General features: G+C 45.1%; 19 protein-coding genes. 4 read left to right on the top strand and 15 right to left on the bottom strand.

Annotated elements, in window-relative coordinates; genetic code table 11:
- Positions 1-635: 635 nt before the first annotated feature.
- Together C0Q44_RS30920 and C0Q44_RS11735 are read right to left on the bottom strand one after the other, a co-directional pair.
- On the bottom strand, positions 636-947 hold the full coding sequence (locus C0Q44_RS30920; protein WP_258166256.1) for a TroA family protein: 312 nt from the start codon (positions 945-947) through the stop codon (positions 636-638).
- Positions 935-2548 (bottom strand): AraC family transcriptional regulator, encoded by a 1614-nt coding sequence (locus C0Q44_RS11735; RefSeq protein WP_258166255.1) that lies wholly within the window; start codon positions 2546-2548, stop codon positions 935-937. Before C0Q44_RS11735 ends, C0Q44_RS30920 begins: the two co-directional genes overlap by 13 nt.
- A 261-nt stretch (positions 2549-2809) precedes the next feature.
- Between C0Q44_RS11735 and C0Q44_RS11730 the strand changes: the two genes are divergently transcribed.
- Positions 2810-4429, top strand: coding sequence for an alkaline phosphatase (locus C0Q44_RS11730; protein WP_105407697.1), 1620 nt, complete (start codon positions 2810-2812; stop codon positions 4427-4429).
- Positions 4430-4526: 97 nt separating this feature from the next.
- On the opposite strand, the gene C0Q44_RS11725 is transcribed toward C0Q44_RS11730, so the two are convergent.
- Positions 4527-7217, bottom strand: a complete 2691-nt coding sequence (locus C0Q44_RS11725) for an endo-1,4-beta-xylanase (protein WP_105407381.1) — start codon at positions 7215-7217, stop codon at positions 4527-4529.
- A gap of 257 nt (positions 7218-7474) precedes the next feature.
- Here C0Q44_RS11725 and C0Q44_RS11720 point away from each other — a divergent pair, with 257 nt between their 5' ends.
- A complete protein-coding gene (locus tag C0Q44_RS11720) occupies positions 7475-7840 on the top strand; it encodes a VOC family protein (RefSeq protein ID WP_105407380.1) in 366 nt (121 codons plus the stop codon).
- Between the two features lie 242 nt (positions 7841-8082).
- Here C0Q44_RS11720 and C0Q44_RS11715 read toward each other — a convergent pair whose 3' ends face one another.
- From C0Q44_RS11715 to C0Q44_RS11685, 7 genes are all read right to left on the bottom strand, one after another.
- Positions 8083-9579, bottom strand: coding sequence for a methyl-accepting chemotaxis protein (locus C0Q44_RS11715; RefSeq protein WP_105407379.1), 1497 nt, complete (start codon positions 9577-9579; stop codon positions 8083-8085).
- Between the two features lie 291 nt (positions 9580-9870).
- Positions 9871-10914: a pectate lyase family protein gene (locus C0Q44_RS11710; protein WP_105407378.1), complete on the bottom strand. Its 1044-nt coding sequence runs from the start codon at positions 10912-10914 to the stop codon at positions 9871-9873.
- Positions 10915-11112: 198 nt separating this feature from the next.
- On the bottom strand, positions 11113-11982 hold the full coding sequence (locus tag C0Q44_RS11705) for a hypothetical protein (protein ID WP_105407377.1): 870 nt from the start codon (positions 11980-11982) through the stop codon (positions 11113-11115).
- A gap of 36 nt (positions 11983-12018) precedes the next feature.
- Positions 12019-12273: a hypothetical protein gene (locus tag C0Q44_RS11700; protein ID WP_105407376.1), complete on the bottom strand. Its 255-nt coding sequence runs from the start codon at positions 12271-12273 to the stop codon at positions 12019-12021.
- Positions 12236-12883, bottom strand: a complete 648-nt coding sequence (locus C0Q44_RS11695; protein WP_105407375.1) for an SMI1/KNR4 family protein — start codon at positions 12881-12883, stop codon at positions 12236-12238. The genes C0Q44_RS11700 and C0Q44_RS11695 overlap by 38 nt, the downstream gene beginning before the upstream one ends.
- A gap of 26 nt (positions 12884-12909) precedes the next feature.
- A complete protein-coding gene (locus tag C0Q44_RS11690; protein WP_105407374.1) occupies positions 12910-13110 on the bottom strand; it encodes a hypothetical protein in 201 nt (66 codons plus the stop codon).
- A gap of 39 nt (positions 13111-13149) precedes the next feature.
- Complete coding sequence (locus tag C0Q44_RS11685) at positions 13150-13671, bottom strand: hypothetical protein (protein ID WP_181150942.1); 522 nt, start codon at positions 13669-13671, stop codon at positions 13150-13152.
- Between the two features lie 151 nt (positions 13672-13822).
- Here C0Q44_RS11685 and C0Q44_RS11680 point away from each other — a divergent pair, with 151 nt between their 5' ends.
- Complete coding sequence (locus C0Q44_RS11680; RefSeq protein WP_105407372.1) at positions 13823-14200, top strand: PilZ domain-containing protein; 378 nt, start codon at positions 13823-13825, stop codon at positions 14198-14200.
- A 69-nt stretch (positions 14201-14269) separates the two neighbouring features.
- On the opposite strand, the gene C0Q44_RS11675 is transcribed toward C0Q44_RS11680, so the two are convergent.
- Positions 14270-15613 (bottom strand): uracil/xanthine transporter, encoded by a 1344-nt coding sequence (locus tag C0Q44_RS11675; RefSeq protein WP_105407371.1) that lies wholly within the window; start codon positions 15611-15613, stop codon positions 14270-14272.
- Between the two features lie 70 nt (positions 15614-15683).
- Positions 15684-16268: an ankyrin repeat domain-containing protein gene (locus C0Q44_RS11670; protein ID WP_105407370.1), complete on the bottom strand. Its 585-nt coding sequence runs from the start codon at positions 16266-16268 to the stop codon at positions 15684-15686.
- Between the two features lie 183 nt (positions 16269-16451).
- Between C0Q44_RS11670 and C0Q44_RS11665 the strand changes: the two genes are divergently transcribed.
- Entirely contained in the window at positions 16452-17360 is a 909-nt protein-coding gene (locus C0Q44_RS11665; protein ID WP_105407369.1) for a LysR family transcriptional regulator, read from the top strand.
- A 70-nt stretch (positions 17361-17430) separates the two neighbouring features.
- Here C0Q44_RS11665 and C0Q44_RS11660 read toward each other — a convergent pair whose 3' ends face one another.
- The 3 genes from C0Q44_RS11660 to C0Q44_RS11650 all read right to left on the bottom strand — a co-directional run bounded on the left by C0Q44_RS11660 (position 17431) and on the right by C0Q44_RS11650 (position 21970).
- Positions 17431-19332, bottom strand: coding sequence for a beta-glucoside-specific PTS transporter subunit IIABC (locus tag C0Q44_RS11660; RefSeq protein ID WP_105407368.1), 1902 nt, complete (start codon positions 19330-19332; stop codon positions 17431-17433).
- A gap of 129 nt (positions 19333-19461) precedes the next feature.
- Positions 19462-20313, bottom strand: coding sequence for a BglG family transcription antiterminator LicT (licT, locus tag C0Q44_RS11655; protein ID WP_105407367.1), 852 nt, complete (start codon positions 20311-20313; stop codon positions 19462-19464).
- A gap of 232 nt (positions 20314-20545) precedes the next feature.
- Positions 20546-21970 carry a glycoside hydrolase family 1 protein gene (locus tag C0Q44_RS11650; protein ID WP_105407366.1) on the bottom strand — a complete coding sequence of 475 codons (1425 nt, stop codon included), beginning with the start codon at positions 21968-21970 and terminating at the stop codon, positions 20546-20548.
- Between the last annotated feature and the right edge of the window lie 7 nt (positions 21971-21977).

Raw genomic sequence — 21977 nt, 5'->3', positions numbered from 1 at the left:
TTGGAAAAATAACTCTTACGCCCCTTTCACTTCACTCCTCTCTGCTTGAAATACTGCTACGGCGCTTGCGGTTACGCTATCAGGCGTTTCTTTATATAAAAAAACCTGAACCGAAGGCAAACAGACATCGCATTAGCGTGGTCTATTGCCCTCAATTCAGGTTTTGCCTGCAACTTCGTAACAACCCTGAGAAAATACATGAGGTAGGCTTACTATTACTTTAAAAAGGCGCAATCAATCGTTTGATAATGACGAAACCAACGAGTGAACTGGAACAGGTCTTGCCCTGATTACGGTTACAATCCTGTTGTTATCGTGATGTTAGCATAAAATGAAAGCGTTCGCAATACATTTTTTTCAAATCTCTTTATATGATCTGTGAGGGATCTAACATTAAAAACTCGCATTCCCATACAGGTTCGAACTTAACTTACTTCATACTGATCTAGACTGCTGTCGCTCACCCCCTCGATATCTGCTGTCCTACACCTCAGTCAGCTTAATGGAAGCTCAACCTACAATTCCGATACCATACAGAACCGACCATATAACAAAACAGGCCATAGGTGAATTCACCCATGACCTGGCCTGCATATTACGTAGCTTGGCACCACATCTGTTAAATGAAATGGTCTCTATTTCTGCAACTTGCTCACTTGCTCAATTAAACTATCCAGCCCCTTGTCGACCAGATACGGTCCATAATTCCAATAGTTCCGAGACACATTAATGATTCGATGATTTTTGATCGCAGGAATACTTTGATATACTGGCTCCTTGAATAGTTCCATCATCTGCTCCATCTCTTCATCATCCATCTGGGTGAAGAAGTAATCTGCAGGTTTATCTGCCAGCTTCTCCAATGAGAGCACGGTTCCACCATCCGCATAAGCTTTGTACTGTTCAGGCATATCAAATCCGAAATCCTGGTAGATCAGCTTGCCCAATGTGCCGCCCTCCCCCCAAGTAATACCTCCTTATTATAGATGACGAAGGACATGGCCGTGGTTCCCGGTTCAATATTGATGTTCAGTTCATCCCGAATCCCCTTCAATTTATCTTCAAAGGTAGTAATCCATTTCTCAGCTTCCTCTTTCCGATCCATAATCTCGCCCATCGTTCTCAAGGTGTTGATGACATCCGGGTCACCGCCCCAGGCTACCGTGATCGTCGGCGCAATTTTCTCATAAGTGCCGATCACTTCCGTACTTGTGTAATCCGGTACGATGATCAGATCTGGCTCCAGATCCGAGACCACTTCTACGTTACCCGTTCCTGATCCGATATCCGGCACATTAGCCATCTCTTCAGGGTACAGATCCAACGTCTCCTTGTTGGCTCCCGCCGGCTTCATTCCGAGTGGAAGCAAATACCCACCATATGTGATCACAACCGGTTTGGCAGATTGGGCTGGAATCTCAACCGTTCTCCCCGATGCGTCGGTATACATTTTGGTTGCAGGCAGTGAAACATCTTCATTTGCTGTTGACTGTGGATCGGCCCCTCCACCGCAAGCCGCTAATAGCAAAGATAAACTAAATAATAAACTGACCGCCAAAGTAGGCTTAAAACGAACATTCAAGTCATTCACGCTCCAAGTGTTGTATTGATAATGATTATCGTTATTACCAATATAGCGTTGTGCGAGATCTCCAGCAATGAACGATTCTGACTTCTTGTTGGTACGATTTGAACCTTTAAGCAGATGGCTGTGCATTTTATATTGAGTGGGGGTCTCTCCTATCGTTCGTTTGAAGATTCGACTAAAGTAGTACAGATCTTTATATCCGACGCTTTCTGCCACATCACGAACCTGAGCCTCTGTCTCTGTCAGCAATACTTTGGCCCGGTTCATCCGGGTTTGAATGACGTAATCCATCGGACTGCATCCAAATTTGCGCTTGAATACCCGTGCCAGATAGTGACTGCTGTAATGAAATTGGGCCGCCATATCCTCCATGGACACGGGATGCGCGTAGTGCTCCTGAATGTAAGCTGCAATCTGCTCGGCCAGTTCTGGAGGTTCAACCATCTGCTCACGCGCCAGCTTCCATTGACGAAACTGTTCGTATACAAACTGATACAACAGTCCAGTGACCTGCAGCCTGTCCAATTCTTCGCCGCTTGCCCAGCATTCATGCATTCTCTCCAATAGGGGAATTAGAGACAGTGGATATGTTGCTGCAAAATGATACTGCTGCCAGGAAAATGTATAATCCTGTTGAACGATCTCCACTCTCGGCTGGTCGGTACCAGCGAAGCTTGGCTGGGGTTTATATAAAATCAGATAATATTCCAAGGGGATATCCAGACAATGGATATGTATAGTTGTGCCTTTGCCACCATGCAGAACCTGCGTCTGGGTGGACCTGAGCTTTTCTTTGCCAAAATGAATAATGGCTTCTCCTCTGACCATCAGCAAAAAAGCATGGGCTGGCAGAACATACGGCTCAAGCACCTGTCCCGGCTTCAAGACCAGATGACGAATGTCCATGAGCTTCACCTGATTTTTGTTCCACCACTGAATGGCTTCTGACCATTCTTTCATTACAAACCACCTCAAAGCCGATCATTAGACACGGGTCATTCCCGAATCTGATTTTCTCCTTAACATACAAGAGTGATCCTCATTTTGTCCAGTTACCTGTATTCCAGCACCCTTCATTAATCGTAAATTTTACATATAGTTAATCCATTTCATACATTGGTTTAGCATTTGTTGTATACACTGGGTTTTGGATACCAAACTATTCATCTATTTTAGGAGGATGCATTCATGTTAAACCGGTTCAATGTCCGTGCAGCCAAAATGATGCTCGCGGTGACAACGATTGTTACGGCTACGCTCGGAGGAAGCAGTGTAGCCTGGGCTGTGGAAGACACCACCTCAACGACATCTGCATCACCGATTAAAAATGTCATTATTCTGATTCCTGACGGCATGGCTAACGACGCTACTGCTCTGGCTCGTTGGTATAAAGGCTCGTCCCTGACGCTGGACTCCATGGCAAGTGGCATGGTTCGTACACACTCTGCAGATGCGCCGATTGCGGACTCGGCTCCTGCCGGAACGGCCTTTGCGACAGGTTACAAATCCCATACAGGTTATGTCGGCGTATTACCGGACAAGGCTACGATGCCTGGGCAGAAAGCGATTGCGCCTAGAGACGCAAGAAAACCGATCGCTTCCGTACTGGAAGCTTCCAAACTCGCTGGTAAAGCAACCGGCATTATAGCCACATCCGAGATTATGCATGCCACACCAGCGGACTTCTCTGCCCACTATCCGGATCGTAAAAACTATGATGCACTTAGCAAACAACAAGTCTACAATGGCATGGATGTTGTGTTGGGTGGAGGCAGCAAATACCTTGAGCCAGCCGGACGCAAAGACGGGGAAAATCTGGTTTCCTCCATTAAGGCACTGGGTTACGATTACGTGACTACACCAGCCGCGATGAAAGCGTCCGATTCAAACAAACTATGGGGCATGTTCGCACCTGCAGGCATGTCTTACAATATGGATCGTGATCCTGCGAAGCAGCCAAGCCTTGCCGAGATGACATCCAAAGCCATTGAAGTTCTGTCCAAAGACGAGGACGGTTTCTTCCTGATGGTCGAAGGCAGCAAAGTGGACTGGGCAGCTCATGCCAATGATCCGATTGGTATTATCAGTGACGTGCTGGCTTTTGATGATGCCGTTAAAGTTGCCATGGATTTTGCCAAAGCGGATGGAGAGACTGCCGTTGTAGCTGTGACGGACCATGGTAATGGAGGGCTCACGATTGGTAATAACGCAACAACTGGCACATATGACAAAGAGCCGTTGTCCACATTTATCGGACCTTTGAAAAAGGCCAAGCTCACAGGCGAAGGCGTAGAAGCGAAGCTGAATGCCAAGCGCACGAACATCAAAGCAGTTATGAAACAATACTATGGCATTACGGACCTGACTTCCGAGGAGATCGCCACAATTAAAGCGGCCGAGCCAGGCAGTCTTAACTATGCAATCGGTCCAATGATCAGCAAACGTGCAGGGATCGGCTGGACAACCGGCGGTCATACAGGTGGAGATGTCGTGTTGTACACGTATGCGCCCAACAATGACCGTCCATTCGGCGTAATCGACAATACAGATGTAGCCAAGTATATCGCTCGTGTACTGGATCTGGATCTGAACAGCGTGAGCAAACAATTGTTTGTCCCTGCCAAACAGGCATTCACTGCCAGAGGCGCAACGTACAAACTGGATTTGACAGATGCCAAAAATCCAAAGATTCTTGTGACCAAAGGCAACACCAAGCTTGAACTGCAAATCTATAAAAATGTTGCACTCGTGAATGGCAAGAAAACTGCACTTGAAGGTGTGATTGTGTATAACGGTATTGACGCTTTCGTACCGCAAGGTGCCGTAGATTTGATTCAATAAATAAAGATCCCTCAGAATTAAACAACACGTTAAGCTGCCGAGAATCATCTCGGCAGCTTTTTGTGGTTTTTCATAATATAATACCAGGTTGTTCCTTCTACTTCTTGGAGAACGTTAATATTCCATATTGGGAAGTGTTCCGCCAGCTTTCATTGGTCACGTCATTCCACTTTGCTGCACTTTTATTGCCATTTCCTTGATTATCATTAATCTGAAGCTCGAACCCGATTACACTCCCTGACTTTGGCATAAGAGATTGCAACTGGATCTTGGCCTCCACCTGATACCCTTTAGCTGTTTTCTTCACAGCACTTTCCAGACGTCTCGGAGAAGCACTACCTGCAAAAGTAGCCACATTCTCCGCACTGATGCGAAACTGGGCATCATCATATTGAAAAAAAGGGGTTCGTTGATGGTTTTCGTCCAGGAAAATCTCCACAGAATCCTGATCCCAAGGATTAATGTTGTCTGTAATAATCTGGGGATCAGTCACATCAATCAGGAGGTACAGATCTTGACCAGACCACATCGCACGAGCCTCCGCTGTCGCTCCCTCGCTTTGATCTAACGAGCTGACCTTGAATGGTGCAACCTTGTCCCATAGGACATCCTTATTCCCGTCAATCGTTATTGTACCTTGTGTTACATTGGCGGATTTGGGCATATTGGCAAGATGAATTACGCCATATTTGCTCGTATCCTGTGCTTGGGAATGCGTGCGATCATTCCAGTATAGAATAGAATTCTGATCGGTCCCGTTAGTGCCTCCATTCGTCACCCGGACATCGAGACCTACCTCACGCGCAAGAGCGCCTGGTACATCGACCCACGGCAGGGCCACTTCAACCTGATATCCGCCCGTCACTTCACGGACGCGATATGAATAAAGCTTGGCCCCTGTTGTTTTACCTGAACGAGTTATTGTGATATGCCGGTCATCTGCTTCATAAACAGGTGTCTTGCCATTGTTCAGATCAACAAACAGCTCCACCTTGTCGTTCAAATGTTTGTTGGTATCCTGAACATCAATCAAAAAATAGAGGTTATTCTTGTCCCACAGCGTACGGAACGCAGCCGAACCTGAAGTACCTTTTAGTGATGTGGATACGGCCTTGCCCCAAACTAAGTCTTGTTTGGGTGCCTTGGTATTCGGTGTTTCAGACAACGTTACTGCCCTTTGGGTCAATACAGGCAAGTTTGATTCGTCAACAAGTCCCCAATAGGCTGGTTTGGCCTGCAGAGCAGAATCAAACAACATGGCCTGATTGTTGTATGATTTCTCATCCTGTAATCCCCATAAGGTCACCGAAGAGATGACATCGCTATGTTTTTGATACAGATCAAGCAGCTCCTTATACCGATAGGCCTGTTTCACTGCAACTTCTTCGGACATCTTTTCGCCAAAAGGAATACCGCTATCTACATCAAGCTCGGTAATTTGGATATCCAGTCCAAGATCAGCAAACAGATTGATTGTTTTTTCAATCTCTTCAATGGGTGGAGATTCGAGGTTATAGTGGGATTGCAGGCCTACACCGTCAACCAGCCCTTTCTCCTTCAACTTTTTGACCAGTTGATACATGTGCTCTCTTTTTTCAGGGATTTCTGTAAAGTATTCGTTATAATACAATTTGGCGTCCGGGTCGGCAGCCCGTGCGAATTCATAGGTCTTCTCAACATAGTCCGGACCAATCAGCTCATAGAACGGACTTTTACGCAATCCGTTGGCATCCCCATTGCTGTCTGCAATCGCCTCATTGACTACGTCCCAAGCATAGATTTTGCCTTTATACCGGGTCATAACCCTTTCAACGTAGTCTTTAATCCGGCTCAACAGCAGTTCCCTGCTTGCTGGTTGGCCCTGGTCATCCTTCAACATCCACTCTGCTGCATCAATATGCCACAACAAGGCATGCCCACGTACTCCCATGCCATGTTTTTCTGCAAATAGTACATATTGGTCTGTTGCTTCAAACTCATACACCCCTTTGGAAGGAGAAATGAATTTCGGTTTCATCTCATACGTTGCCGTTAAACTATTGAAATGTTTGGACAACAATTGTCCATAGGCACCTTCCAACTGCCAGCGATATGCGGCCGCTCCTATGGGAAAGTCACTCTGATACAGATCTTGCAAGGAAGGGATATCTGCCTCAATAACCAGTGCCCCCGCTTCGGTAACGGTTACATCATCCACATAAAATGACAATGTATCTACCGTATCCTCGGATAGATAGGGAGTTTCGATAAACAAGTTTAGTTCCGCAGGATTATCGCTATACTGGAATTTAGCCGAAATTCTGTGCCACTTCTGCCATTCGTCTTTGGTGATCGTAACCTTGTCCAGCATGTTCCAGCTCTCTGCCCCATTCTTCTTGTATGCCGTGAGTTGAATCGTTTGATCTGTGGCAGGTTTTTCTGCAAGTTTGACATACACTGAAATTTCATACGTAACATTGGGCTTTAACAAATCCTTCATGGGCAGCATTGGTCCATGGTATGAGCGCTCACGGTTAGCAACCAACATGCTGTATTTACCTTCGTGTACCTCCTGCTGTGATACAGTCAACTTTTCACTACCAATACGTGGAACCCAGCCCTGAAGCGTGCCGTCCTCAAAGTCGGCATTCAAACCATACACCTCCTGTTTGGAAACGGCTGTTGTTTCTAAGGCAATCGTCTGCTCGTTCTCCTCTTTTTGTGCATAAGCGGTCTGTTGAAACGGAATTACTGTCATAACCAGCATCGTTGCGAGCAGAATCGAACTCCATTTTCCAAAAGTCTTCATTTCATTCCTCCTTCGTTTAATCGTATTATATTACAATTAAATAACGCTTACATATATAATTATGTTAAATATTTCAATTTTATTTTCGGCAAAAAGATAGAACTACCGGATTAGTCCTGATAAATGATGGATTTAGTCCAACTGGAAATAAGGTTCTTCATTTGCTCATAAGGAGTGGGTACCTGTTCTTGCTTCGTGTATAATGGATGTACCGTTAATGGCGTTAATGAATAAAAACAATTAGGAGAGATTCACTCATGTTGATCAAACTAAACTGGATTACGCTGCGTGTACGCGATCTCGAAGCTTCACTTCAGTTCTACCATAACAAACTAGGGCTTCCGATTCAGCGTAGATTCGAGAGTCGTGGGCGGCAGATTGCCATGCTAGGCACTGAAAACGAACCCCAGCTGGAACTGATTGAGGGCAACGAAACTGTTCTTAAACCGGAGGCTGGTGTGTCCATCGGTTATGAAGTACGGTCACTGGAAGAGGCCATGGAGCGTTTGGCAGAAATTGATATTCCGATATTGCGCGGACCGATCCAGCCCAATTCCTATCTGCGTTTCATGTATATCGCGGACCCGGACGGCTTCGAGGTACAGCTCGCCGAGCATATGTAATTAGCGGACTGGAATACGTGTTCGGTGTTCAATGAGTGATGTTCGATATTCGCCGTCTTGCGTATGGATTCCTTGCATGTTCTATGTAACACTTTATTGGAATTAATGTAAGTTTCAAGTTATACTCAGACAGCAAAAAGTCCGTCCAGCATGTAATTGCGTACTGACGGACTTCGCTTATTATTTAAGAACCAACTTTTGCATCATTAAGCCGACAAGGGATCCATAGGCACAACGACTGCCTAAGAACGAGCATCTAGTTTCTCTTCATTCTCACTGGAAGATGCCTGATGTTCCGAGACCAATTCATTCAGATCCACAATCAGTTGCTCCAGTTCCCCAAAGCTCTCTACCATCGTCTGTGTCAGATTACGTTGCTCTTCCATGCTCGCCAGAATCTCTTCTGTCGCTGCACTGGATTGCTCCGTCACACTCGAAATCTCGGAAATCTCATTCACAACTCTGGTGGAAGATTCCTTCATCGTTGCCGAGCTGCTCTCAATATCTGTGGCCTGACCCAGTACATGCTGGGAATTACTGTTGATTGTACGGAACACTTCCTCGGCTGTTTGCACACTGTTTCTACCTTGTTGCAGTGAGAGACGAATTCGTTCGAATCGATCCGTCAAAGCCTGGGTCTGCCCTTTCAATCGAGACAGAATCGTTGTAATATCACTGGCAGACCGACCCGAGCTTTCCGCCAATTTGCGAACTTCCTCGGATACAACGGCGAATCCACGTCCATGTTCACCTGCACGAGCTGCTTCAATCGCTGCATTGAGCGCAAGCAAGTTCGTCTGACTTGCAATATCCGATATGCTGTTCAGCATCAGTGTCATAGACTCACTTTCCTCGTTAAACTGTCGCATGTCATTGGCTGTTGCGTTGATCGTCTCATATAACTCTTTCATCTGTACGTTCAATTGATCCATCTGTGCGCTCCCGGTTTGCGTGCTCGTTGCCATACTCGCAGACAGCTCTTTCATCTGCTGGGAATAGGACGCAACATCCTTGATATGTCGATCAGACATAGACAGGGACTCGGAGATTTCAGCTACACTGGTCGCTTGGAACTCGACGCCTTTGGCAACTTCACTGAATCCAAGTGTTACTTCATTGGTAATAGAACCTGTGGCAACTACTTTTTGCTTCAATTGATCCGTATAGCGAGAAAGACCCGTTACCGACACTTTCACACGTTCCAGCATCGTTTCCACTCTGGCGCGGGAATCCTCTACTTGCATGCGACGTGACTCACTATCCTGGAACAGCTTCTTATTCACACGGGATACCGAAATCATGATAATGCCTGTCACAATATACATAGCGACATTAATCAAATCAGCAAAAAGAAGCTGGATATTAGCCGAAGACACCAGAACGAGTAATACTGCAAAATAAGTAAGCATTGCTGAGAAAGCAATGTTATAGTGCTTGTTGTTTGGATACAACAGCAAAGGCGTAATAATAAGAATGCCTTGTACCGCATTAATGCCGTCACGACTTACATATACTCCACTTGCGATCACAGCTACTGTCACAACCCATGGGATGACATGAATACCTTTCTTGGTGAAATTGCAGATGGTAATTGCCGCAGACACCACAATCGAAATGAGAGTCGACAGCCATAAATCCGGGACGATCAGGGTAATGCCCGCGCTAATCGCTGTAATGGCCCACAGCATGTAACTCACCAATTTGTTTCTTTGCCAGATAATTTCGTCAATACGATTCATGCATTCCCCGTCCTTTATATAAGTTAAATGAAATATGTAGGGCCTCTCTGCACTAGATCTATTAGACTTTGGTCCTGCTTATGCGTAAAACGCAAATATGCAGCGCCTTAGAATAGTACATTTTGACTTCATAAGTATGAAATAGGCGCCACCTATTATATATCGGTTTTCATAACAAAAAAATTATATTACGTATAAAATGTCATCACAGACATATAAAAAGCCCGTCTTATACGCAATCGCGCATAGGACAGGCTGTTCCAATCTCATATTAAATAGTATTATAATAGGTTACTTTCCGAATACCAGTGTTGTATTGGATGAACCAGCATACTTGGTGACAAACTCACGCGCATAGCTGGCACTCTCTACCTGGTAACTGTAATTGGAGCTTGGTCTCCAATTCGTTTTCGGGGAAACCGGGCTATTCAGGGCAGGCGTACTGCCCGTGTCCGTAAATTCTCCTTTTCCTTTATCATCCAGGATGCCGCCTTTTTCAGCTCCAGCACCAAAGTAGTTGTTTTCCGAATAAATACGGGCTTTCTCCCCAATGGTGATGGCCTGATTGAAGTTGTTGGCATAGTTGTTCTTGAGATGGAAATAACCGTATCGCAGCAGCCCTGGACCACGTACATACAGATTCTCAAAGTAATTATTGGACATCGTCACATGAGGTACACCATTGTAACTACTGTTGCCATCATTCGGGTGACCCAAAATGACACCATATTTATGGTTGGCAAATTTGGAATTGCTAATGGTGATATAATCCGCACGATCACCAATGTACAGGAGCTTATCCAGATCACTGCCACCAGAGCTATAGCCATGACCAGAGAATGTCACATGATCGATCCAATAATTGGACCCTGAAGTAATATACATCTGGATATCATCGTTCGCATTGATATTGGAAGCGTGTACAAAAGTTAAATTCTGAAAAATAACATTGCTTGAACTGGAGGTGGATCTGAAATGAATATTGGTCAGTGTATGTCTATCAAAGGAACCGACGAGCGTTTTGTTTGCTCCAAATTCAACCTTCTGCAGTGTCGAGGAAGAGATGTTCTGCTCAACGACTACAATCTTGGCAGCGGAGCCCGCCATATGTGTTCTCAAATCATTCAGATTACTGACGTAGACTACTTGGCCGTTCCTTCCACCTGTCGTCGCTGACTTGGATACTCCACTTTCATTCTTGGCATTTCCCGCGAAACCGGTCAACCCGTTCGTACCTGTGTTCGGATAATTGGCCGCACCGTATGTAGACGGAGCTGTGGAGACCGTTAGCAACATTAGCGTCAAAGCAAGCAAAAGCATCGAAAATTTCTTCAAAATTTCACCATCCTTTATAATTTTATCCTTAAATACAACTCGATTATATCGTGTAACTTCGACTGTGACAATACAAAAATTGCAAAAAGACAACAATTATTATTTTTATGCAACAGTAGATCAGATATCGTGAAAAAATAAAAAAAGAGATCAAACCGCGGCTATTGCCATGACTTCATCCCACAAATTCATCCTATTTTATTTAATTTTGATTCCCAGTTCATCATTCTTGGCTTCCTGTAAATCATCATAGACCTTACCTGGTTTGCCACGAATTTTCAATATCATCGACTCCGGATTGTCCAGCAGATTGCTGCTGAAAGAATACATCATTCCGTCTTCCGTTCCGCTCCCTAATATCGTGGATAAACTTGTTTGCTTCCCATCTTTAGAGGTAGTTACAATCTCGAGAGGCTGAACTACCTCACTGATCGCCAACTTCGTTTTGTAATCGATCTCTTGCTCTGGCTCATAAACAAATCTAACCCGAGTCACAAGCGGTGATAATTCCACTTCTGATAACATAACTTCATGACCCCCAACGGTAAAAGTACGATTAACTTTGATGATTTCCGTTTTGGGGATGGAAAACTTGGGATCCAACGCAAAAGAAAGATTCATTTTTTTGGAAAATTGATATTTCCGTTCCTTTTCCCCGTTTTCCGAATATTTTACGACGCCAGGAACAACAGAAGAAATCTGCAATTGAAAATTCACTTGCTCAGGCAACGGTTTGTTTCGATTTCGTTCAAGTGTACTTCGACCATAGATAGTATGTTTATCATTCGAGAAATGCACCCCTCCTATATTTCCGTTATCAAGGACATAACCTGTTCGATCAAGTGCCTTCATCTCTTCTCCAGTTCGCGGATCAGTTAATGGAAAGGCGCTATCCAATGCAGGACGAATGTAGTCAAAGTCTTCATTATATATGAACAGCATGTCTTCCATCTCTACTTCGACCGATTCTTGTATGTATAAAGGGGATAAAACAAAACCCACATTCCGCTGCGGACCTTGATACTGATACATGAGCGCAGGAATCGTTCTCTTTGATTTTTTAGCCATATCTGATCCTCCTGTTTCAGGCAATTCTCCTACCGCTCAGAGTTCAAACCAGGTTATACCGCCATCATCCTGCCTGGCTTCTCGCTCCATCTGTTGCATCCAGCTCCGCGCCTCTTCGCCCCAGATATGAAACAAACAGTAGATATACGACTCCCCATCCACAATCTCTTCCAACCCGGAGGCCTCTTCTATCCACACTTCAAGTGCTCTAGGCCAGAAAGGATCTTCACGTTTCAGTACAAAACGACCTCCTTCAGACTTCTTTTGCCCCAGACGATTGCTTTTGTTCATACATTTGATGGATCGAACGATCCAACCATAACTCATACCAGTCCAGAAAATGTAATCGATTCGTATTGCCCCAATACTGATCAGGATAAATTCCGCTTTGGTTCGCCCTGTCATCAACCCAGATCTCTCCGTAGGAAGCTCCCTTAACAATCAGATTCATCGATATTCCACAACCAAAATCACTGATGCGTAGCATGCCTGCCGACCATTTTGGATCAAGGTATTCATGCTCAAGTGCTTCCCACTCCTCTTCTTCCTTGCTGTCATCAAACCAGTCATAGTTCCAGTTCCACGCTTCCGTGAATTGAAAAGAATCCGAGATCTCATTAAGTTCATCATCATAACCAAGCACAGCGTATACGCCGTCATCCGGTTTCTCCAGACCATAATAAGGTCCTGCTCCACCACTTCCCATATGAAGAAGCCATGCCTTGTAGTCCTCCGGCAACTCAATGCGCCATTTCTGTTCAAATTGTACGATATCCTTCTGCGTCCACACAGACGCCAACTCATATTCATGGTTTTCTGCACCGAACAGGTCCAGATCAGGGTCCAAACTTCGGAGTTTTATCAACTTTTCACGCATTCGTTCCAGTTGTACATTGTACATGGCTTACGTCTCCCTTCGTTACTCTATTACGTTTGTTCCACGGCGTACCCACGATCTTGCAACTCATCCAGTGCTGCTGCCACATCTCGTTCAGGACACAACTGCTTAATCAGGCTGGCGGTCACCGGTTTTCCTTCATATATTTCAGCTACCGCCTTCAGCGGTAATTCCTGTAAGTCATAGTACCCTTTTGCCCAATCAACGTAATCTTCTGAGCTCTTCTTCATGTACCCCAGTAAAAAGTCTGCTCCACCCCTGGCGTCCGCTTAGCCTTCCTCTGCCATCGCCAACTGAATCCAGCTACCAATCCTCCATTGCACGTCGTTCTCCTCCTGCCATATACAAAAGGTGACATCCTCCAGATCCAATGTTTCCTCATGATCCCGCAGAACAGCCATCAACGTCTCTGGCACTTCATCGTACATGCCGGGGTAGATTTCTCCATCCTCACGAGCATGCGGACTAAGAGGTGACTCATGATCGAACCCTTTGATCAACGTGCCTGAATTCGTAAACAATACATGCAGATGGTCACCTGCACCATTATTAATGCTTCCCCATGCTACATCTGGCTGGAGTTCAGCTTCATAATGATGAACACGTAGCCATTCTTCCTCGGAAAAGATGATATCCAGTACGGCGAGTATTCTCATCCGTTTACGCAGGGTATTTGCATTCATCATAGTTATGTCGTTCCAATCCTGCATATGAATCTCTCCTGTTCGCTTATGTATTTTAATCCGGATTAATTCATCCAGCCCGTTATTTCCCAGAATACTTGGTCTCATGACAATCGCAAGTCTATCCCATCATTATATCAAGCCTGGTACACGTGTAAAAGGAACCCATGGATCATGTCTGCTTTCGCAACTCTTCATTTCTCACTCCAAACGGTCGATATAACAATAACTGATTTTTTTTAACCTGATGGAGGAAGCCATGTCGATTAACAATAGAAAAGAACCTTTTCGCTACACATTAAAGGAACCGATGACCTTCGAGATATTTATTCTCAGCATCAACGGAGTAACTGCACCCCCCAAGCCCATTCAGGCTGACTTATGCGACATCAGTCGTTCTGGCTGCCAGTTATCGTTTCCACTGTCCCTTCCTGTAGAGAATAACGATATTCGGATTGGAATGAATATGCTGCTCTTTGAAGACCCTCTATATATGGAAGGTACGCTTCGCTGGGGCCAAGAAAAAAATACCTCATGGCACTACGGTGTCCAGCTCGAAATGCAGGACGGTAACCAGGATCGTCTCTCCCGAGAGATGCGAATGCTTGCAGGACAAGGCAAAATTATAGTGAAATAGCCATATAGCCTGATAACAAAAAACAAAAAAACAGCCCAATCGAATTGGACTGTCGCATGATGATACTCTTTATGCCGCTTTACTGGCTGTCGCTGGTTGTTCCATTTTGGACCAGTTCACTGTTTTTTCAAGTAGTAATGAGACTACCACCCCAATAACGAGCCCATTGCTTATAATCGGGATGAGATACATGGGCAACGTTTGAAAGGCTTCAGCTGGAATATTCATTACAGCAACGCCAGTGAGTACTGGCAACGCTACACGATAGATCGTTTTAGAGTTAAACGTCGTGCCTTCAAGTGTTCTTAACGCTGTGCCGAACATCTGAAGATACGCTACGAACAGAACGGCACTGCCTACGCTGGGTGGAATTTGTGCGAAGAAGGCCGTTACAGAAGGCGTAAGACCCAATATACATAACACCCCCGCTCCAACAATGAAAGGTGCACGGTGCAGAATGCGAGTGCTCTCCAGAAAGCCGATCGAAGATGCAAATAAACCAAATGGCAGCACACCTACACAGGCTGACAGCATCGTGAACAGACCTGTTAGCGCATAAGAGCGTCGATATTGACGGCTTGTCGTCTCTGTCTGATATAATTTCTCGACCGTACTTAATGTGGTGATCGAATTCGTCATATTCACCAACCCCACGAAAAAAGCAGTAATGACGATCCCCGGCTCCCACCTTGGCGCTCCCCATGGGAACAGGTTCAGACCCGCTCCCGCATGAACGGACTGTCCACCATGTTGTCCAGGAAACAATAGACTATAGGCGATCCAGCCTGCTACAATCCCAATCAGGATCGAGTAGTTCCCCAGTTTCCCCCTCCCCTTCAATTGAATCCATGCCACCAGAAATGCAATGACAACGGATAGCGAGGCAACAGGCAGATCGAAGCGGCCAAATTCCGTATATCCAATCATACCTTTGAAGAAATTCATCGTCAGTTGAATCGTCATCAGAAACAGCATGGCGCTCTTGACCATTGGTGTGAACAGCTTTTGCAGTATTTGTGCCACCCCCAACCAGCCTAGCACTATCATCGTCAGTCCTGCTAACAGGAAACCTGCAGCTAACCCTCCTCCGATACGCTCCAGACTCATACCGGCCGATGAAGCGGATACCGTCAGGCTTAGCGTCAAACCCCACCATAATCCGGACGGACCATCCATGACTGCATAACGATGTCCCAATATAGCTTGAAGAATACATACTGCCCCGGTAAGAATAAAAGCATGCTGCATCGAGGCAGCGATGGCATCCGGGGACAGATGAAAGTTATGACCAATAGATAGTGGAACAACAACGGTATTGGTAAACAGAAAGAAAAACCATTGTATGCCCGCCAGAGCCAGTGAAGATGCTTCCTTAATATTTTCTGGTAAGAGATGCTCTTGATGTCTGTTCATGATCTAGCGATATCCTCTCCATGTTCTGTATCTTCGATGTATTTATCTCTCTCTGGTTTCTTATGTCTCTTCAGACTTGGGTTAATAACCGTTCCATTTCGGCATAACGATGACGGTGTGCATGTGCAAGCGGTGTAACGCCGTCTCGGTCAGCAATCTGTGGATCTGCACCATATTTCAAAAGCAAGCCAACGATTTGCTGATGACGCAATCCGCCATCGCCCAAGATGACCGCTTCCAGCAAGGCTGTCCAGCCCAGATTGTTAATATGGTTCACATCCACATCGCTGCGTGTCAGCAGCAATTCCACAATCTCCACATGGCCCCGATCCGCTGCAGGAATAAGAGCTGTACCGCCGAAACGATTCGTTAAACTGGTATCTGCATTTGCTGCAATCGCCAATTCAACCATGACATACATTCCCTCGGCACTCGCGTATAACAGTAGGTTATCCAGTCGTGCATCCTGAAGGTTAATGTCCGCTCCAGCGTCGACTAACATCCGTACCGTGTTTATCTTGTTCCCATGTACGGCTGCCATCAGAGGTGTTCTCTCCAATGCATCCTTTTCATTCAAACAGCTACCCTGTGTGATACATCGAATGACCTCATCGGTATGCCCCGCTTGGGCGGCATCATGTATTGTTCTCACCACGTTGTTTCACCCTCCAATTTAAGGTCTTTCTCATGCAGTAACATTCATATAGAAACCAAGCCCTGTTAGTCAGGTATGCAAATCTAATGTATGGTAACATAAGATCATAGTATATTAAAAATACATGTTTTGTTGGCTTTCCATACGAATTACGTATACATTGCAAGCGAAGGAGACAACCACGTGGATATCAAACAATGTCGCTATTTCATTGCCATTGCCGAGGAGAAGCAGATTACCGCAGCTGCCCGGCGGCTGCACATGGCTCAGCCACCTTTAAGCCAGCAGCTCAAGCTAATGGAAGAAGAACTTGGGGTGATGCTGTTTGAACGCAAAGGACGCATGATGGAACTAACACAGGCGGGCCGCAGCTTCTATGATTATGCGGTTACTTTGACCAAATATATGGAGGAAGCTGTAATGGAGATGCAAAGTTTCCGGCACGGCATCCGGGGCAAACTTGCGATCGGCATCAATACCATATCGGATCGTCTGATCCCGCAAGCACTTCAGCAGTTTCGCACCGCACACCCACAAGTGACCTATAAAATTCAGCAAAATGAATCAGCGCAATTATGCCGACTCTTGGATGATGGTAAAGTTGAACTCGCCTGTGTACGCATGCCTGTACAGACCCAACGTTATGAAGTGCTACACATGCCACAGGAGCCACTCTTCTACATTTCCTCAACACCACTACTGGACGCTGCGACGGAGATGGGAATAGGGGCAGGCATGGGGACTTATTTTAAGCAGCTTACAGGCATGCCTCTATTGCTACCAAGTACAGAAGGACTCGGTATGTTCGAACTGATTCTGGATAAATTCCGGGAGCATCAGGTTACTCCCTCCGTTATGGGCGAGTGCTCTGACATTAATATGTTGCTGGAACTAGTCCGACTCGGTTTCGCCAGTTCCATCGTGCCTCAGACGGTACTGGAGCTATACCACGAGCACCCATTCCACGTATATCGCATTCAGGATCAGCATTCCACGGTTGGCTCGGCACTGGTCTGGCTGCAGAACCGCTATCTGTCCAAGCCTGCACAACACTTTGTGCAATTGGTGCAAGGTATGCTTCCCGTGGTATAAAAAGCTATACGCAAAAAAAAGCAGCTTTACCGAATTACATTCCGGTGAAGCTGCTTTTTCATTCTTATGATTAAGCTTTCGCTGTGAACAACAAGTCTTTTTCTTTAATCGTAGTGCGACCAGCAGACTCAATGGACTCATATTGATGCATGTTCGTAATAATAACTGGTGTAATCGTCGTGTAACCGGCTTTTTCGATTTCTTCCCGGTCAAACTCCATCAGTACATCACCTACGGCAACTTTCACACCTGCTTGAACTTTAGGTGAGAAGAATTGACCTTTCAGCTTCACCGTATCAATCCCGATATGAATCAACATCTCTGCGCCTGTATCACTTACCAGACCAATGGCGTGTCCACTCTTCGATAACGAGAATACGGTTCCGTTGATTGGAGATACCACACGTCCCTCAGAAGGTTGAATTGCAAATCCTTTACCCATAATCTCTTCAGAGAACGCAGGGTCAGGAACTTCGCTCAGCGGTTTAACTTCACCTGTAATCGGGCTGAATACTTGCTCATCTTGTGCTTTTGTTTCTTCAGTTACAACAGAAGTCGTTGCTGCTGATTTTGCAGGCTCAGCTACTGGTGCTGCTGGCTCAGTTGCATTTTCTTCCTGGAACCCAAGAATGTACGTCAGTACTGCCGCAGCTACGATGGCAATCAAACCACCAGCCAGAGCATAGAGCAGTGTGCTAATTGCTGGACTGATAAATGCTGCCACACTCGGCAGACCTGCAAGTCCTGTAATAACATACGATTTAACATTGAAGATACCCATGAATCCACCGGCAATTGCTCCACCGGTAAGGGCTGCAATAAATGGTTTTTTGAACTTCATGTTGATCCCGTACATCGCTGGTTCTGTGATCCCCATAACCGCTGTAAGACCAGTAGAATAGGCAAGGGATTTGGTTTTACTATTTTTCGATCTGAGACCCACACCAAATGCTGCGCCACCTTGTGCCAAGTTAGCTGCAAACATCAGTGGAATAATAAAGTCGTAACCCAATGTTGTCATTGAACCAACAACGATTGGCAACAAGGCATAGTGCATCCCTGTGATGATCAGCAGTGACATCGTACCACCAATCAGGATACTTGCGAAGATGGACATGTTATCGAACAACCATGAAATACCACCAGACAAACCATTACCAAGGACCGTACCCAGTGGTCCTACTGTCATCAAGGTCAAAGGAACCATAATTAACAGAGTAACCGTTGGAACAACCAAGAGTTTCAGTGAAGCATGCGTTATACGATCAACGGCTTTCTCTACATAGGAAGCAATCCAAATGGCGAGAATAATCGGAATAACCGTAGATGAATATGTTGCGGCGATGACTTTAATACCCGCAAATGTTGAATCCCCCTGAGCAAGTAACGCAGTAATCGTTGGATGCATAATACCTGCGGCAAGTGCTGCGCCAATGTACATATTGCTACCAAGCTTACGTGCGGCACTGATTGCAAGGATGATCGGCAGGAAGTAGAATGCACCATCACCGATCGCAGACAAAATGATGTAGGTCGAACTTGTATCGGACAACCATTCCAGAGCTACCAGAATGGCCACGATCCCTTTGATCATACCTGCGCCCGTAATCGCTGGCAGGATCGGTGTAAATATGCCGGAAATAAAGTCGAATAACGCACTTATTGGATTTCTCTTTTTCTTCTCTCCAGTTGAAGCACCTGATGATGCATTATCTCCATTTGGTGATTTGGACATGTTGCCTACAAGTGCGTTGTACACAACAGGTACATCGTTACCGATAATAACCTGGAATTGTCCACCATTCTCCATAACGCCCATAACGCCTGGTGTATTTTTCAGCGTTGCTTTGTCCGCTTTTTTGTTGTCGTTCAGGTTAAATCTGAGTCTTGTCATACAGTGTGTGACTTGATCGATGTTCTCTTCGCCACCAACAAGCTTCAAAATATCCTTGGACAATTGTTGTTTATCCATTGTGTTTTGCTCCTTTTATGTGTAATGAAGGTTGAAAAAAAACCTAAACACTGAATAATGACAAAGCAGATAAGCTTATCATTATTCAACGTTTAGGTTTTGCCTTTTTAGCAGTAACAATCCTAAATTTTATTCAATTGTTTGTTCAAGTCTGACAACTCGTTCAATGTGAATGGTCAGATACAGTATTTCTTCCTTGGACAACACCCGATTATAGATCTTACGAGTATAGTCACTGATCCTTACTGCACATGCATGTGCTTCCGGATACTGCTTGCTCACCAAGTCATGAAGCGGATTATCTTCTTCTTTATCTTCAATCGCCATCCCTTGCAACACACGTTGGGCAAAGAACTTCAGATGAGTTAAAAATCGATAATAACTTAGTGAATCCTCGTCAAGCTCGATCACAAAGCTACGTCTTACAATGTTAAGTATGTCCTTAACGATGTTCGTAATACTGATGGTTTCTCTCATCTCACCGTTCATCTGGGCATTAACCAGATGCATCGCGATGAATGCGCATTCGTCTTCGGGAAGCAGGACACCTAAGGTTTCTTCAATAATCTGTAACGCCTTGAGTCCAATAGCATATTCCTTGCGGTACATGCGCTTGATTTCCCAAAAAAGTGCATTACGAATCTGCAATCCTTGACGATGACGATCAATGGCAAAATGAATATGATCTGTCAGTGAAATATAGATACTTTCATGTAACTTCTCACCTAACACCGTCTCGGCATATCGGATAATCTCATCCGAGCACTCGACATATTCAACCGGAATATCAGACAGAAGTGTCTTGAGTTTCTGTGATACTTCCTTGCTTTCGAGCGAAAATATTTTTTCGACGAGACTCTCGTCTATCGCTTCACCAGTATGCTTTTTGAAGGCAATTCCACGTCCCATAACGACCAGTTCGTTTCCTCCCGGATCAATCACAGTAACTACGTTGTTGTTCAGCACCTTCTCAATTTTCATTTCTTCACATCACCTTGCACCGTCAAAGTAGTAAAAGGCAAAACCAAAGCAGGTTACGAAATATACCCTGCTTCTGGTTTTGCCTGATTGAACAGTAACAATCCAGTATTCATTAGCCTTAGGCCCATCTTACCATATAACAATTCGTATGACAATGTTTTTCTGAAAGCGGTTAATGTGCGTTAAATTAACATAAGAAGGGCTTGCACACCCAGGCTATAGGAACTAGTAATTACTCGTTGTTCTGTTTAAGACTTGCGCCGTTAGAACCAATAACTTCTTTGTACCAATGGAATGATTTTTTCTTGTAACGATCCAGAGTTCCTGAACCATCATTGTTGCGATCTACATAGATGAAGCCATAACGTTTCTTCATCTCTGCCGTGGACGCACTCACCAGGTCAATACAGCCCCATGATGTATACCCCATTACTTCAACACCATCTTCAAGAGCCTCGCCCACTTGTACCAGATGATCGTTCAGGTATTGGATACGGTAATCATCGTTCACTGTTTTATTGCCATTTTCGTCGGTAATCAGCTCATCTACAGCACCCAAACCATTTTCGACAATAAACAACGGTTTTTGATAACGGTCCCAGTATTTATTCAAGGTTACGCGCAGTCCTTGCGGATCGATCTGCCAACCCCACTCACTCGCTTTGAGATAAGGGTTCTGCACACCTGCGAACAGATTTCCTTTACCTTCAACACGTTTCTCAGGATCACCGGTCTCACAGATACTCACATAATAACTGAACGAGATAAAGTCTACCGTATGCTTCAGAATTTCCGCATCGCCGTCTTCAAAGTTAATATTGATATTATTCGCCTTAAAATAACGATTGATGTACTTCGGATAGTAACCACGTGCATGGATATCAGCAAAGATGTCATTGCGCTGCTCTGCATGCATTGCAGCAACCACATCATCCGGATTTGGTGTCAGCGGATACGTAGGCATACTTAGTACCATACAGCCAATTTTGGCTTCCGGCATAATTTCATGACCCAGTTTCACCGCGAGCGCACTGGCTACCAATTCATGATGGATTGCTTGGTACAGATCCTGCTTGGATAGTTCTGCTTTTGGCGTATAGATTCCGCCGCTCATGAATGGCTCCTCCAGAATGGAGTTGATTTCATTAAACGTCAGCCAGTATTTCACTTTGCCTTTGAAGCGGTTAAATAGTACCGTTACATAGCGCTCGTAGAACTCGATCATTTTACGGTTAACCCAGCCATCATAGGTTTTGGACAGATGCAGCGGTGTCTCATAGTGAGAGATTGTTACGAGTGGTTCAATGCCATATTTGTGGCACTCATCAAACAGGTCATCATAGAATTGCAGACCTTTCTCGTTTGGTTCCAATTCATCTCCTTTAGGGAAGATCCGGGACCAAGCGATGGATGTACGGAACACTTTGAAGCCCATTTCAGCAAACAATTTAACATCCTCTTTGTAACGGTTGTAGAAATCAATCCCAATCAGTTTCAGGTTATCCTCTGTTGGTGCTTCTGTTCGCGGCGTTGTAATCCCGTGTGGCATTACGTCTTGGACAGACAGGCCTTTGCCATCCGTATTATAAGCTCCTTCAAGTTGGTTGGCTGCTACCGCGCCGCCCCATAGAAAATCCTTCGGAAATGGTGTTGTCATATCAATC

The sequence above is a fragment of the Paenibacillus sp. PCH8 genome (assembly GCF_002968835.1).
GTDB lineage: Bacteria > Bacillota > Bacilli > Paenibacillales > Paenibacillaceae > Paenibacillus.
This window is presented reverse-complemented; position numbering and strand designations above follow the sequence as displayed.